The sequence below is a fragment of the Pseudonocardia xishanensis genome (assembly GCF_039541715.1).
In the GTDB taxonomy this organism is placed as follows: domain Bacteria; phylum Actinomycetota; class Actinomycetes; order Mycobacteriales; family Pseudonocardiaceae; genus Pseudonocardia; species Pseudonocardia xishanensis.
In genome coordinates this window covers 59692-73693 of record NZ_BAABGT010000025.1, presented here as the reverse complement: position 1 = coordinate 73693, position 14002 = coordinate 59692, and the positions used below count along the sequence as shown (strand labels likewise).

Sequence of the window (14002 nt, the reverse complement as noted above, 5' to 3'; positions counted from 1 at the left end):
TAGCCGCAAGTCGTCGCCGACTTCGACTCTCGAGTCGGCCACACGTCGAGAGGACAGCCATGCAGTTGCGGACCGGGCAGAGGCTGCGGAGCGTCGCGTGCGAGACGACGGTAGTCGTCGTGCGCACCGGTGACGAGGACGTCGACCTGCGCTGCGGCGGGTACCCGATGGTGCCGGTGGGCACCGACGCCCCCGCCGCGGAGCCGGTCGCGGACGGCGCGCCGCCGCCCGTGATGGGCAAGCGCTACGCGCACGGCGACCTCGAGCTGCTGTGCACCAAGGCGGGCGTCGGTGGGCTCACGGTGGACGGCGTGGCCGTCGCGCCGAAGCAGGCCACCGCTCTCCCCAGTTCGGGCTGAAGGGACTTCACGTTGAGCGCGTTCACCGACGGCCTGATGGCCGACCGCACCGTGTTCGTGGCGGGCGGGACCAGTGGGATCAACCTGGGCATCGCCAAGCGGTTCGGCGAGCTCGCGGCACGGGTGGCGGTCCTGGGCCGCAACCCGGAGAAGGCGAAGGCGGCCGCGGACTCGATCGGCGCGGGCGCCCTCGGGCTCTCCGCCGACGTCCGCGACTACGCGGCGACCCGCGAGGCGATGGAGCAGGTGGTCGCCGAGCTCGGCCCGCTGGACGTCGTGGTGTCCGGCGCCGCGGGCAACTTCCTCGCCCCGGCGGCGCAGATGTCGGCCAACGCCTTCCGCACCGTGATCGACATCGACCTCAACGGCACGTTCAACGTGTTCCGCGGCTGCTACGACCTGCTGCGCAGGCCGGGCGCCTCGCTGATCGCGATCACCGCGGGCCAGGCCGTCAACGCGATCCCGCTGCAGGCCCACGCCTGCGCGGCCAAGGCGGGCATCAACCAGCTCGTCCGGGTGCTGGCCATGGAGTGGGGCCCGGAGGTCCGGGTCAACGGCATCTCCCCCGGCCCCATCTCGGGCACCGAGGGCATGGCCCGCCTCGCCCCGGACCACGACGCGCGCGAGGCGTACTACGCGCGGATCCCGATGCGGCGCTGGGGCGAGATCGAGGAGGTCGCGGAGGCCGCGGTGTTCTTGTGCAGCTCGTCGGCCACCTACGTCAGCGGCACCATCCTGGACGTCGACGGCGGCTCGCAGCTCGGCGACGCGAGCCGGGGCACCGCGGCGAAGGGCCTGGCGTGAACCCTGGCGTGGAACCCGTCCGAGTGGTGGTCTCACGACCATGAACGTGACGATGCTGCTGGACATGGCCGCCGACGGGTTCGGCGACCGCATCGTGGTGGGCACCCGCGAGACGGGCCTGACCGCCGAGGCCCTGCGCTCCCACGCGGGCGGTGGGGCGGCGCTGGTCCAGGCGGCGGGCGCCGACGCGATCCTCTACCTCGCCGTCAACGGCCCGGCCTTCCCGGTCGCGCTGTTCGCGGCGGGGACGGCGGGCGTGCCGCTCGTGCCGGTCAACTACCGGCTGGGCGCGGACCAGCTCGCCCACCTCGTCGGCAACCATCCCCGGGCGCTGGTCGTGGCGGACGAGGGCCGGCGCGCCGCGGTCGAGCGGGCCGGGCTGACCGCGCGGACCCCCGAGGCCTTCCTCGCCGACGCGCGCGCGGCCGCGGACCGGGCGCCCGCGGAGTCGTTCGTCGACCCGGACTCGGCCGCGGTGATCATCTACACCAGCGGGACGACCTCGGCACCGAAGGGCGTGGTGCTGCGGCACACGAACCTGGTGTCCTACGTCCTGGGCACCGTCGAGTTCGCGTCCGCGGACGCGGACGACGCGGCGCTGATGAGCGTGCCGCCCTACCACATCGCGGCGGTGTCGAACGCGCTCACGAACCTCTACGCCGGCCGCCGAGTGATCGTGCTGGAGTCCTTCACCCCGCAGGACTGGCTGCGGACGGTCCGGGAGCAGGGCGTCACGAACGCCATGGTCGTGCCCACGATGCTGGCGCGGATCGTGGACGAGCCGGACCTCGACCGGTCCGTGCCGTCGCTGCGCTCGCTGGCCTACGGCGGCGCCGCCATGCCCCGGCGGATCATCGAGCGGGCCCTGGCGGAGTGGCCGGACGTCGACTTCGTCAACGCCTACGGCCTCACCGAGACCAGCTCGACCATCACGGTGCTCGGCCCCGCCGACCACCGCGCGGCCCTGAGCTCGGACGACGACGTGGTCCGGGCGCGGCTGTCGTCCGCGGGACAGGCGGTGCCCGGTATCGAGATCCAGGTGCGCGGGGACGACGGCGCGCCGCTCCCGGCCGGGGAACCGGGCCACATCTGGGTCCGCGGCGAGCAGGTCTCCACCGAGTACGCGGGGAAGGGGTCCACGGTGGACGGGGCGGGCTGGTTCCACACCCGCGACCACGGCAGGCTGGACGCCGAGGGCTACCTGTTCCTCGAGGGCCGGGTGGACGACACGATCATCCGCGGTGCGGAGAACATCGCCCCCGCCGAGATCGAGGACGTCCTGCTCCGGCACCCGGACATCGCGGACGCCGTGGTCGTCGGCGTGCCGGACGAGGAGTGGGGCCAGCGGATCGAGGCGGTCGTGGTGCCCCGGCGGGGCGTCGACCTCGACGCCCCCGCGCTGGAGGAGCTGCGCACGACCGTCCGCGGCACCCTGCGCGGCTCCAAGACCCCGGACCGGATCCTGGCCTGGGACGAGCTGCCCCGCACCCCCACCGGCAAGCTCGTCCGCCGGGACGTCGTCGCCCGGCTGGCGGACGCGCCGTGACCCACCCGACCACCCCGGAGGCACCCGTGCAGACCGACCCGACCGTCGTCCGGACCGAGGACCGGGGCGCCGTGCGCGTCGTGACGATCGACCGGCCGGAGGCGCGCAACGCCTTCAGCAGCGCGGTGATCTCCGGCCTGTACCGGGCGCTGCTGGCCGCCGACGAGGACCCCGCGGTGCTCGCCGTCGTCCTGACCGGGGCCGATCCCGCGTTCTGCGCGGGCGTCGACCTCAAGGAGGCCGCGGCGGACGGCGCGGCCTACTTCCGCCGCCACCGGGACGAGCCGGTGATCGCGCAGACCGGCCGGATGCGCACCCCGATCATCGGGGCGGTCAACGGGGCGTGCTTCACCGGCGGCCTGGAGCTGGCGCTGGGCTGCGACTTCCTCGTCGCCTCCGAGCGGGCCGTGTTCGCCGACACCCACGCCCGGGTCGGCGTGCGGCCCGGCGGCGGGATGACGGCCCGGCTCCCGAGCGTCGTCGGGATGGGCTGGGCGCGGCGGATGTCCTTCGCGGGCGAGGTGGTGGACGCCCAGCTGGCCCTGCGGATCGGGCTGGTCACCGAGGTGGTGCCGCACGAGCGGCTGCTCGACCGGGCCGTCGAGCTGGCGACGGCGGCCACCGAGCCCCCCGCGGACGTCCTGCAGGCGGTCAAGCGGATGTACGTCGAGGGGTCCGGCGCCCCGGTGCTGGCCGCCCTGGAGACCGAGCGGGCCATCGCCGAGGCCGGGACCACCGACTTCGCCGCGCTGGACGAGCGGCGCCGGGCGGTGATGGCCCGCAACCGCGCCCAGGTGGGTTCCTGACCCGGCCGGCTCTCGGGTCAGCCGTCCGCGGCGGCGGCGAACATCCGGCCCGCCGTCGTGAGGAAGCGGCGTTCGAGCTCGGCTCTCGATGCCGGCGTCCGCCGGCGCGAGCTCGCGCGCGGCCTCGACGCCGAAGTGGTTCGACGCCGAAGTGGTTCGACGCCGTCGAGTGGACGATCCGGTCCGACACCCGTCACCGCTGAATGTGACGGAATGTCAACTCCCTCGAGGGGTGCCGTTCGCGGCGGGGTATCGGTACGCTCACCGGCGACGAAGGGTGTGACGATGACGTCATGTTCGCCTGATGTGGAGACCCCCCTGGCGGGGGTTCGGGTGCTGGAGACGGGTGACACGATCGCCCTCGCGTACGCCGGTCGACTCCTCGCCGACCTCGGCGCGGAGGTCGTCACGGTCGAGGAGGGCACGGGCAGCCCGCTGCGCGCGCTCGGCCCGTTCGCCGGGGGTGTCCCGGACACCGAGCGCAGTGCGTCGTTCGCGTACTTCCACGCCGGGAAGCACTCCGTGCGACACACCACCGCGGACACGCTCGCGCTCGCAGCGCGGTCCGACGTGCTGCTGCGGTCGACACGGGACGGCCACGAGTCGATCGCCGACGCGGACGTCGCGCGGCTGCGGGCGGAGGACCCCGGGCTGGTCGTGGTGGACGTGTCGAGCTTCGGCCGGATCGGCACCGGGTCGGGTCCGCACGGGTCGGACGACCTGCTCGCGCTCGCCGCGGCCGGGCTGCTGTCGGTCAACTCGACGAGCCTGACCGAGCCGGACCCCGATCCGCTGCGGTACCGCGGCGAGCTCTCCGCCGTGCACGCCGCCTGCGGTGCGGTGATCGCCGTGCTGGGTGCGCTGTTCGAGCGCAGGCGCAGCGGCCGGGGCCAGCGGATCGACGTCTCCCAGCAGGCGGCGGTGGCCTCCGTGCTGGCCACGGCGGTGTCCCGGTACGCCTACACCGGGCAGCTGCCCGTGCGGCAGGGCAACCGCAGCGTCGGCCCGTGGGGCTTCTACGAGCTGCGCGACGGCCGGATGCTCATGCAGATCACCCGGGATGAGGAGTTCCGGCGCTTCCTGCACCTGCTCGGCGACCCGGACTGGGGCGAGATCGAGCTCTTCCACACCACCGCGGGCCGGGACGAGAACGCCGACGTGCTGGACGTCTTCGTCCGGGAGGCCTTGGCGGAGTTCACCTTGACGGAGTTCCTCGACCTCGCCCACACCCACCGCATCCCGGCCTGCCCGATCCACGGCGCCCGGGACATCCTGGAGTGGGACCACCTCGCGGCCCGCTCCTCGCTGCCCCCGGTCGAGTTCGGCGCCGCACCGGGGGAGACCGTGCCGGTCCCGGGCAGGCCGTGGCGCTTCGGCGGCGCGGTGCCGCCCGCGCGCGGGCCCGCACCCGCGCTGGGATCGTCCGAGGCCAATGCCCTGTGGAGCACTCCGGCGGACCGGCCGGAGCCGACCGCGGACGACGGGCCCGTCCCCGCGCCCCTGGCGGGCGTGCGGGTGGTGGACCTGACGGTCGTCTGGGCGGGGCCGTTCTCGGCGATGCAGCTCGCCCACCTGGGCGCGGACGTGCTCAAGGTGGAGACGTCCACGCGCCTGGAGACGACGCGCGGACTCGGCCCGTACGCCGATGAGATCGTGGGGCGCGACCGCTCCGGCTACTTCAACCAGAACAACCAGGGCAAGCGCTCGGTCGCGCTGAACCTCAAGACCGAGCGCGGCCGCGAGCTGCTGCACGACCTGATCGCCACGGCGGACGTGGTGATCGACAACATGAGCTCCGGGGCGTTGGGGCGCATGGGCTTCCCCTTCGAGCGGCTGGTCGAGATCAACCCCCGGATCGTCGCGGTGTCGATGACCGGGTTCGGCGAGTCCGGCCCCTACTCCGACCACACGGCGTACGGCTCGCTGATCGACGCGCTGGTCGGGACGGCGACGTCGAACGGCTCGGTCCGCGGCGGGCCGACGGACCTGGTCATGTCCCTGCCGGACCCGATGGCGGGCATCACGACCGCGATCGCCACCCTCGGCGCGCTCTACCGGGCCCGGGCGACGGGCGAGCCGGTGCGCGTCGAGACGGCGATGTTCGAGGCGTGCCTGGCCGCCTTCCCGTGGCCGGTGCTCTTCGCCGGGGCGACGGGCGGCGAGGTGCCGGTGATCGGCAACCGGGACGAGGCCCGCAGCCCGCACGGCACCTTCCGCTGCCGCGGCGAGGACGCCTGGGTGGCGCTCAGCGTGGCGGACGACGCCGCGTTCGCCGCCCTGAGCGACGTGATCGGCGAACCGGGTCTCGCCGACGACCCCCGCTTCGCCACGCTCGCCGCCCGCAGGCTGCACGAGGACGCACTGGAGGGGATCGTGAGCGCCTGGACCGCGGGCCGGACCCCGACCGAGGCGGCGGAGGCCTTGCAGGCCAAGGGCATCGGCGCCGAGGCGGTACTGACGGTCGGCGAGGTGCACGCCCATCCGGTGCTCGCCGCGCGGGGCTTCCTCCCGGAGCTGACGCACTCGGTGATCGGCCCCCGCAGGCTCCCCTCGGTCCCCTGGGTCACCGACCGCTCCCCCATGGCCCCGCGGTCGGCCGCCCCCGCCCTCGGCGAGCACACCCGCGAGGTGCTGGCCGAGGTCCTCGGCCTGTCCGAGGAGCAGCTGGACGAGCTGGAGCGCGCAGGCGTCACGGTGTGAGGACATGCGTCAGGGCCTGGTGATCGCCCCGCGTGGGGATCACCAGGCCCTGACGCGGGTGTCTAGAACGGGACGCCGACCAGTTCCCTGGCCTTCGCGACGGCCTTGTCCATCGGGTACCACTTGCGCGTGACGATCTTCTGCGCGTAGAGCCCGCCGCCTGCCTGGATGTTGGTGACCAGCTTCCAGCCGCCGTAGGTGTCCGCGGAGATGTCCCGGATCAGGTGGAACAGCCGCAGCCTGACCTCGCCGTCGATCTCCGGGTTGGCCTGCATGTACTTGCGCACCGCCGGGCCGATCTCGGGGTTGCGCAGGTCCGCGAGCGACGGGGCGGTGACGATCGAGCCGCCCGCGATGTCGTGCAGGCTCTGCACCAGCCGGTCGTACTTCGAGGCCGCGTAGTACTTGCCCGCGTTGGTGTACAGCTCGTCCGGGAACGCCGCACCGTTGTCCCCGACGTGGCAGTGCGTGATCGCCGCCTCCAGCGCCGCGCGGATCAGCGTGGCCTGGATGAGCATGTCGTCGATCTTGTCCCGTACGTGCGCCACCGACTCGGTGCCGTTGGCCTGCGCGATCAGCTGGGCGAGCCCGACCAGCAGGTCCGCGCCGTCCGCCATCGACGAGAGCCCGCCCAGACGCTCCCAGAGGCCCAGCGAGTGGGCGAAGACGGTGGCCAGCGTGGTCTGCCCGTCGAGGAAGACCCGCTCGGTCGGGACGAACACGTCGTCGAGGATCACGAAGGACTCGGGGTAGGCCACCGGGCCGGAGACCGGGTAGTCCTCGAGCTCGGTGGCCCGCGGGGCGTAGCTGACGTCCACGATCTTCACGCCGGGCGCGTTGACCGGGATCATGCACGCGATCGCGTAGTCCTCCTCGCCCGGCTTCATGCCCTTGGTCGGGATGACCATCAGCTCGTGGCCCAGCGACGCCGCGGTGATGTGCAGCTTGGCGCCGCGCACGACGACGCCGTCGTCTCGCCGCTCGACCACGTGCACGTACTGGTCCGGGTCCTCCTGGGCGCCCGGGCGCACCTTGCGGTGGCCCTTCGCGTCCGTGATGCACTGCGTGATCCGCAGGTCCTCGTCCCGAGCCCGCGCGACGAAGGCGTTGATCCGCTCGACCTCCTCCGGGCAGGAGTCCATGATCCGGCCCGCGGCGGTCAGCAGCGTCATGATCGAGGTGTAGGTGACGTGGGCCAGCATGCCCATGTCGTGCACGAAGTCGATGTGCTCGCGCAGGCCCGCGGCATCTCCCGGCACGTCCGAGAACGGGCTGTGGTCACCGGTCGGGTCGTAGACCTTGTCGTAGCCCTCGGCGATCAGCTTCGCGCTCAGGCCCAGGATCGGGTGGTCCTCGATCCGCTCGACGAGCTGGCCCTCGAACCACACCTTGCGCCCGTCGTCGATCGACGCCAGGTACTCGCTACCGGTCTTCATCAGGTCTCCTCGTGGGGTGCGTCTCGACGCCGACGCTGCGCAGCAGGAGGTCGGTGAACCCGTCGATGATCTCGGTCATGCTCATCGGGCCGTCCGGTCGGAACCACGCCTGCACGGAGTTCAGCGTGGCCAGCACGGCGGCGGCGGTCAGTCGCGGGTCCAGGTGGGCCGCGAAGGTGCCCTCGGCCTGGCCCTGGCGGACCAGCTCGCGGACGGCGTGCTCGTAGGTGTCCCGACTGTCGACGACCGCGGCGAACCGATCCGCGGGCAGCGTGGAGAACTCCCGGAACAGCACCTGCACCTGGGTCAGGTTCTTCTCGGTGCCGCGCAGGTGCCGCTCGACGACCGTGCGCAGCTTGTCCACCGCGGGGGCCTGCGAGGCCGTGATCTCCTCGCCCAGCAGCGCGGTGCCGCGGTGGGCCTCCTCGACGATCGCCGCGAGGAGGTCCTCCTTGGTCCGGATGTAGTGGTAGACGCTGCCCTTGAGCAGACCCGCCGCCTCCGCGACCTCGGCGACGCTCGTCGCCGCGTACCCCCGGGTGCGGAACAGCTCGGCCGCCGCCTCCAGGATCCGCTCCCAGCGGCTGGGCTCCAGCGGCTGCGCCGCCTTCGGCGGCCGGGGGCGATCCTGCTGCCCCGCTTGTGATCCGGTCTCCGCCACCTCTCCATTGGACTCCCCCGCAGGCCCCTGGTCAACCGTTCGGTAGGGACAACCCGACCGTTCGTTTGATCGAGGCGGGGCGTGCGTGGTCCCGGGGCGGGCGGGGGTGGTGGTTCAGGCCTTCGGGGCGCGCCAGGCCTGCGAGTCCTCGACGCCGATGGTGCGGGCCCAGACCGTGGTCAGGGAGTCCAGCACCTCGTCCGCGTCGTAGGGCTTGCCGAGCGAGAGCCACACGTAGCAGGCGTGGTCCGCCATGGCGCCGAGCACCTGGATGGTCATGTACGGGTCCAGGGTGGGGTCCGCGATGCCCTCGGCCTGCTGACGCTTCAGCACGCGCTCGAGCCGGGCCAGCCAACCCTCCCGGATCTGCAGCCGCATCTCCCGCATCTCCGGGGTGAACGTGCCGACCTGCTCGGTCAGCGCGATCATCCGGGCGTTCTCCCGGTAGACCTCGATGTAGCCCTTCAGACCCGCCCGGATGCGCTCGATCATCGGGGCGTCCGGCGAGGTGACGGTGGCCGCCTCGACGTCCTCCATCATCCGGTCGGTGTTGATCCGGCAGACCTCGCGGAAGATCGTGTCCTTGGAGTCGAAGTAGCTGTAGAACGTGCCCTGGGCGACGGCCGCCTCGGCGACGATGTCCGCCACCCGCGCGTCCACGAAGCCCTTGCGCACGAACACGGTGTGCGCAGCCTCGATCAGCTGGTCCCGCCGCTGCTGACCCTTGTCGGTCTGCGGGCCGCTGTCGCGGCGCTGCTGTTGGGGGTCGCTCGCGGGCGTGACCCGTCTACCGCGGGAGCTGCCGCCGCGCGAAGCCATCGTCCACCCCTCCCCACCACTGCCCACCCCTGGTCCCGAACCGAGTGGGCCGAGTGATGCAGTCTACGGCCCTGACCTGCGGTCCGGGCCGTCGGGGCGTCATGTGTCGACCCGTCTGAGCTCGCGCTTGAGGATCTTCCCGCTGGCGTTCATCGGCAGGTCGTCCCGCCGGACGACCTCGGCGGGCACCTTGTAGCGCGCCAGCCGGTCCCGGCAGAGCGCCACGAGCTCCGCCGCGAGCTCCGCGTCCGTGCCCGTCCAGCCGGGAGCGCTGACGAACGCGCGGACGATCTCGCCCCAGTGCTCGTGCGGCACCCCGACGACCGCGCACTGCACGACCGCCGGGTGCTCGGCCAGAACCGTCTCGATCTCCACGGGGTAGATGTTCTCGCCACCCCGGATGATCATGTCCTTCTTGCGTCCGTGCAGGTAGAGGTAGCCGTCCTTGTCGCGGTAGGCCATGTCCCCCGCCCGGAACCAGCCCCCGGCGAAGGCCCGCTCGGTCTCCTCGGGCATGTCCAGGTAGCCGTCCATCACCATGTCGCTGCGGGTGGCGATCTCGCCCACCTCGCCGTCCGCGACGTCCTGCATGTCGTCGTCGACCAGCCGCAGCGCGATGCCGTAGCCGGGTCGCCCGATCGACCCGAGCAGCTCGGGCCGCCCGGCGAGGGCGAGCCGGTGCTCCTCGGGGGTGAGGAAGGCCTGCAGGCCCGCCTCGGTGCCCGCCCCGAACAGCTGCAGGAAGTCGCAGTCGAAGACGTCCATCGCGCGGCGCAGCAGCGTCGGCGACATCGGCGCGGCGCCGTAGTAGATGAGCCGCAGCCGGTCGTAGGCGTGGTCGGCCACCCCCGGCTGCTGCAGCAGGGTGCTGATCATCGTCGGGACCATGAAGGCCCCGGTGATCCGGTCCTCGGCCAGGAAGCCGAGCACCGTGCCCGCGTCGAACTGCGGCAGCAGCAGCGAGGTGAAGCCGGTGGCGACCCCGCCCAGCAGGCCGGCGATCCCGGTGACGTGGAAGGCGGGCGCGGCCACGTACCGGATGTCGTCCGGACGCGGCTGGTTGGTGATCATCCCGTGCTCGATGATCGCCTTCATCATCCCCTGGGACTGCAGGACGCCCTTCGGCGTTCCCGTGGTCCCCGAGGTGAACGCCAGCCCGAGCAGGTCGGAGTCCCGGCAGACGACCGGCGGCTCGCGGTCCGGAGCGGTCTCGAGGAACCCGTCGAACGCGGTCTCCATCTCGATCACCAGCCGCAGCGACGGGTGCTGCTCGGCCACGCCCGCGAGCAGGTCGGCGTACCGCGCGTCGTGGAACAGCGCCACGGCCTGCCCGCGGTCGAGGAAGACGTCCACCTCGGGTCGCACGAGCCGGTAGTTCAGCGGCATGTAGACCACGCCGGTCTTGAGGCAGGCCAGCACGATCTCGACGTAGCGGTGCGAGTCGAGCGCCAGCACCGCCACCCGGTCACCGCGCCCGATCCCCTGCGCCTCCAGCGCGGCGACCAGCCGGTTCACCCGGGAGTTGGTGGTGGCGAACGACTGCTCCGTCCCGTCCGGGAACAGGAAGCAGGCCTTGTCCGGGTGGCGCGCCGCCGACAGCGGGAGCGCCTCACCCAGGGAGAACGCGAGCGGGGCCGTCATGGGGTCTCCTCGTCGAGAACCGAAGGCTTACTTGCCGGACCAGATCGGGGCGCGCTTCTCCGCGAAGGCGGTCGCACCCTCGCGCGCGTCCGCCGAGGTCGAGATGGGGGCGGCGAGCTCGCTCTGCCGGGCCCACTTCTCCTCCGCGGACCAGCCGAGCGACTCGGCGACGATCTGCTTGCTGACCCGGACGGCCAGCGGGCCGTTGGCGGTGATCTCGGCGGCCAGCTCGAGCGCGGCGTCGAGCGCCCCGCCCGTGGGGGCCAGTCGGTTGACCAGCCCGAGCTCGGCCATCCGCGCCGCCGAGACGTGCGTGCCGGTCAGCGCCAGCTCCATCGCGACGTGGTACGGGATGCGCTCGGGCAGCCGCAGCAGCCCACCGCCCGCGGCGACCAGGCCGCGCTTCGTCTCGGGGATGCCGAAGGTGGCCCCCTCCGCCGCCACGACCAGGTCGCAGGCCAGCACGATCTCGCAGCCGCCCGCGAGCGCATAGCCCTCGACCGCGGCGATCAGCGGCTTCTCGGGGCCGCGCACCGTCACGCCCGCGAAGCCGCGGTCCCCGCCGTAGGGCCGCTCGCCGCGCACGAACGCCTTGAGGTCCATGCCCGAGCAGAACGTGCCGCCCGCGCCGGTCAGGATGCCGACCCGCAGGTCCGGATCGGAGTCGAGGCGGTCCATCGCCTCGGCGACGAGCTCGGAGAGCCGGGCGTTGACGGCGTTGCGCGCCTCGGGACGATCGAGGGTGACCAGCAGGACCCCCTCGGCCGGGACCGTGACGTGGACCGGCTCGCGCCGTGCCGAGGAGTCGCTCGTGGGCTCGCTCATGACCGTCCTCGTTCGTTGAAGGGCAGGTGGCGCTCGGGATCGGGGTCCTTGGGCAGCCCCAGCACGCGCTCCGCGATGATGTTGCGCTGGATCTCCGAGGTCCCGCCGGCGATCGAGTACGTCTTCATGGCGAGGAATCGGTCCGCGGCCTCGCTGCCCGCCTCGGGGTCCCAGGCCGTTCCGCCGTCGGGTTCGAGGTCCAGGCCGAGCACCCCCAGCCGCTCGGCCAGCACGGAGTGCGCGAGCTTGCGGATCGAGCCCTCCGCCGTCGGCGCCGCGTCACCGGAGGCGACGAAGCTCCGGACGGTCGTCATCTGCAGGACCTTCTCCTCCACGTAGGCCTCGAGCAACCGGTCCCGCAGCACCGGGTCCTCCCACGCACCGGTCTCGACGGCCCGACCGACCAGCCGGTCCGCCTCCCCCGGCCCGACGGCGGGGCGGCCGGAGAGCCCGTTGCGCTCCTGCATCAGCGTGGTGATCGCGACCGACCAGCCCTGGTTGACCGGCCCGATCCGGGCCGAGTCGGGGATCACGACGTCGGTCAGGAACGTCTCGTTGAACTCGGCGTCGCCGGTCATCTGCCTCAGCGGCCGCGGCTCGACGCCGGGGGTGCGCATGTCCAGCAGGAAGTAGGTGATCCCGCGGTGCTTGGGCGCCGCCGGGTCGGTGCGGGCCATCAGCAGCCCGTAGCCGGCGAGGTGGGCGTAGGAGTTCCACACCTTCTGGCCGTCGATCCGCCAGGTCCCGTCGTCCTGGCGGACCGCCCGGGTGGAGAGTCCCGCCAGGTCCGAGCCCGCCCCGGGCTCGCTGAACAGCTGGCACCAGAACTCGCGGCCGCGGCGCAGCGCGGGCAGCCGCTCCGCCTTCTGCTCCGGCGTGCCCCACTCCAGGATCGTGTGGCCCGCCAGGACCAGCCCCACGAAGTCCCGCTGGTGCCGTTCGGCGCGGTAGCGGGCCAGCGTCTCGGTGACGACGGCGCCGCGGTCCGCGGGCATCCCCAGCCCGCCGTGCTCCACCGGCCAGGTCGGCGTGGCGAGCCCGGAGTCCCCGAGCAGGTCGAACCACGCGGGCCCGCGCTCGGGGTCCTCGCGGATCGCCTCGACGGCGGCGAGGTCGCCGCGCGCGACGGCGTCCTGCCAGTCCTCGGGCAGGTGCGCCTGCAGCCAGCCCTCGACGGCCGCGACGATCTCGGCGTCCGCCGCGTCGGCGGCGAGGGCGACCCGGTCGGTGCCGGGCTCGGTGACGGTCATGCGGGGATCCCCTCGGTCGTCGCGGCGGGCACGAGCTCGGCCCTGGCCTGCACGGGCGTGCCCAGCAGGGTGCGGTCCGCGCGGGCCCGGCGTAGGTAGAGGTGGGCGTCGTGCTCCCAGGTGAAGCCGATGCCACCGTGTAGCTGGATGGTGTCCAGGCCGGTCTGCAGGAACGCGTCCCCGCAGTACGAGCGGGCGATCGCGGCCCCGTAGGCCTGCGCGGGCGAGCCGAGCGGCTGCCACGCGGCCCAGTAGGCGGCCGAATGGGCGAGCTCGACGCGCACGGACATGTCCGCGAGCCGGTGCTTGACCCCCTGGAAGGAGCCGATCGACCTGCCGAACTGGCGCCGGGTCCGGGCGTACTCCGCGGTCAGCTCGGTGGCCGCGGTCATCCCCCCGACCTGCTCGGCCGCGAGCAGCACGGACGCCGCCGCGCGGGCCGCGGCGAGCACCTCCCAGCCGCGCCCCGGGGCACCCAGCGGGCTCGCGGGCGTGACCGCGAGCTGGATGCGAGCCGCCCTGCGGGTGAGGTCCAGCGTCTCCAGCGGGGTCCGCTCGACGCCCGCGGCGCCGGGTTCCACCAGGTAGGGGGCCACGCCGTCCGGACCGCAGGCGGCCACGACCAGCAGGTCCGCGTCCGCGCCGTCGAGGACCACCGGGACCGTGCCGGTCAGCGCGCCCGCGCCGTCCGCGGTCACGGCGACCCGGTCCTCGACCCAGGTGTCCACCGCGAGCGCCGCGGTCAGCACCCCGTCGGCGATCTCCGGGAGGTACGTCGCGGCGGCGCGCTCGTCGTCGCCGAGCAGCAGGACCGGCGCGGCGAGCCCGACCGTCGACAGGAACGGGCCGCCGTAGAGCACCCGGCCCATCTCCTCGACCGCGATCGCGAGATCGAGCAGGGTGCCGCCGGACCCGCCGTGGCGCTCGGGGAGAGCCAGGCCCTGCAGACCGACGTCTCGGGCGAGGCTCGACCACAGCGCGGGGTCGTGCCGTTCGCCCGCCTCGGCGAGCTCTCGGGCCCGCGCGACGGGGGCTCTCTCGGCCAGTATCCCGCGGACCGTCGCGCGCAGGGCACGGTGCTCGTCGGTCCAGCCGAACTCGGGTCCACGCTGCTCTGCGTCCACGCCGTGAACCATGCATTCGATGTGACGCCGG

12 protein-coding genes are annotated in these 14002 nt (G+C 73.3%); 5 read left to right on the top strand and 7 right to left on the bottom strand.

Annotation, left to right across the window (positions count from 1 at the left end; genetic code table 11):
• Positions 1 to 119: 119 nt before the first annotated feature.
• The 5 genes from ABD993_RS08815 to ABD993_RS08795 all read left to right on the top strand — a co-directional run bounded on the left by ABD993_RS08815 (position 120) and on the right by ABD993_RS08795 (position 6215).
• A complete protein-coding gene (locus ABD993_RS08815) occupies positions 120 to 359 on the top strand; it encodes a hypothetical protein (protein WP_345414569.1) in 240 nt (79 codons plus the stop codon).
• A gap of 12 nt (positions 360 to 371) precedes the next feature.
• Positions 372 to 1163: an SDR family oxidoreductase gene (locus ABD993_RS08810; protein ID WP_345414567.1), complete on the top strand. Its 792-nt coding sequence runs from the start codon at positions 372 to 374 to the stop codon at positions 1161 to 1163.
• A gap of 40 nt (positions 1164 to 1203) precedes the next feature.
• Positions 1204 to 2709 carry a class I adenylate-forming enzyme family protein gene (locus ABD993_RS08805; RefSeq protein ID WP_345414566.1) on the top strand — a complete coding sequence of 502 codons (1506 nt, stop codon included), beginning with the start codon at positions 1204 to 1206 and terminating at the stop codon, positions 2707 to 2709.
• Positions 2706 to 3515 (top strand): enoyl-CoA hydratase, encoded by an 810-nt coding sequence (locus ABD993_RS08800; protein WP_345414564.1) that lies wholly within the window; start codon positions 2706 to 2708, stop codon positions 3513 to 3515. Before ABD993_RS08805 ends, ABD993_RS08800 begins: the two co-directional genes overlap by 4 nt.
• Before the next feature lie 306 nt (positions 3516 to 3821).
• Positions 3822 to 6215: a CaiB/BaiF CoA-transferase family protein gene (locus tag ABD993_RS08795; RefSeq protein ID WP_345414562.1), complete on the top strand. Its 2394-nt coding sequence runs from the start codon at positions 3822 to 3824 to the stop codon at positions 6213 to 6215.
• A 62-nt stretch (positions 6216 to 6277) separates the two neighbouring features.
• Here ABD993_RS08795 and ABD993_RS08790 read toward each other — a convergent pair whose 3' ends face one another.
• The 7 genes from ABD993_RS08790 to ABD993_RS08760 all read right to left on the bottom strand — a co-directional run bounded on the left by ABD993_RS08790 (position 6278) and on the right by ABD993_RS08760 (position 13971).
• Positions 6278 to 7651: a 4-hydroxyphenylacetate 3-hydroxylase N-terminal domain-containing protein gene (locus ABD993_RS08790; RefSeq protein ID WP_345414560.1), complete on the bottom strand. Its 1374-nt coding sequence runs from the start codon at positions 7649 to 7651 to the stop codon at positions 6278 to 6280.
• Positions 7638 to 8312: a TetR/AcrR family transcriptional regulator gene (locus ABD993_RS08785; protein WP_345414559.1), complete on the bottom strand. Its 675-nt coding sequence runs from the start codon at positions 8310 to 8312 to the stop codon at positions 7638 to 7640. Before ABD993_RS08785 ends, ABD993_RS08790 begins: the two co-directional genes overlap by 14 nt.
• 114 nt (positions 8313 to 8426) lie before the next feature.
• Positions 8427 to 9131, bottom strand: coding sequence for a TetR/AcrR family transcriptional regulator (locus tag ABD993_RS08780; protein ID WP_345414557.1), 705 nt, complete (start codon positions 9129 to 9131; stop codon positions 8427 to 8429).
• 99 nt (positions 9132 to 9230) lie between these two features.
• On the bottom strand, positions 9231 to 10772 hold the full coding sequence (locus ABD993_RS08775) for a class I adenylate-forming enzyme family protein (protein WP_345414556.1): 1542 nt from the start codon (positions 10770 to 10772) through the stop codon (positions 9231 to 9233).
• Between the two features lie 27 nt (positions 10773 to 10799).
• A complete protein-coding gene (locus ABD993_RS08770) occupies positions 10800 to 11597 on the bottom strand; it encodes a crotonase/enoyl-CoA hydratase family protein (RefSeq protein WP_345414554.1) in 798 nt (265 codons plus the stop codon).
• On the bottom strand, positions 11594 to 12847 hold the full coding sequence (locus ABD993_RS08765) for an acyl-CoA dehydrogenase family protein (protein WP_345414552.1): 1254 nt from the start codon (positions 12845 to 12847) through the stop codon (positions 11594 to 11596). The genes ABD993_RS08770 and ABD993_RS08765 overlap by 4 nt, the downstream gene beginning before the upstream one ends.
• The gene (locus ABD993_RS08760) at positions 12844 to 13971 is read right to left on the bottom strand and encodes an acyl-CoA dehydrogenase family protein (protein WP_345414551.1); all 1128 of its coding nucleotides are present in this window, start codon (positions 13969 to 13971) and stop codon (positions 12844 to 12846) included. Before ABD993_RS08760 ends, ABD993_RS08765 begins: the two co-directional genes overlap by 4 nt.
• Between the last annotated feature and the right edge of the window lie 31 nt (positions 13972 to 14002).

Bases quoted from the DNA above. Each gene is read 5' to 3' on its own strand.
- ABD993_RS08805 (WP_345414566.1), top strand. From the start codon at position 1,204: ATGAACGTGACGATGCTGCTGGACATGGCCGCCGACGGGTTCGGCGAC.
- ABD993_RS08780 (WP_345414557.1), bottom strand. From the start codon at position 9,131: ATGGCTTCGCGCGGCGGCAGCTCCCGCGGTAGACGGGTCACGCCCGCG.
- ABD993_RS08790 (WP_345414560.1), bottom strand. From the start codon at position 7,651: ATGAAGACCGGTAGCGAGTACCTGGCGTCGATCGACGACGGGCGCAAG.
- ABD993_RS08765 (WP_345414552.1), bottom strand. From the start codon at position 12,847: ATGACCGTCACCGAGCCCGGCACCGACCGGGTCGCCCTCGCCGCCGAC.
- ABD993_RS08770 (WP_345414554.1), bottom strand. From the start codon at position 11,597: ATGAGCGAGCCCACGAGCGACTCCTCGGCACGGCGCGAGCCGGTCCAC.
- ABD993_RS08775 (WP_345414556.1), bottom strand. From the start codon at position 10,772: ATGACGGCCCCGCTCGCGTTCTCCCTGGGTGAGGCGCTCCCGCTGTCG.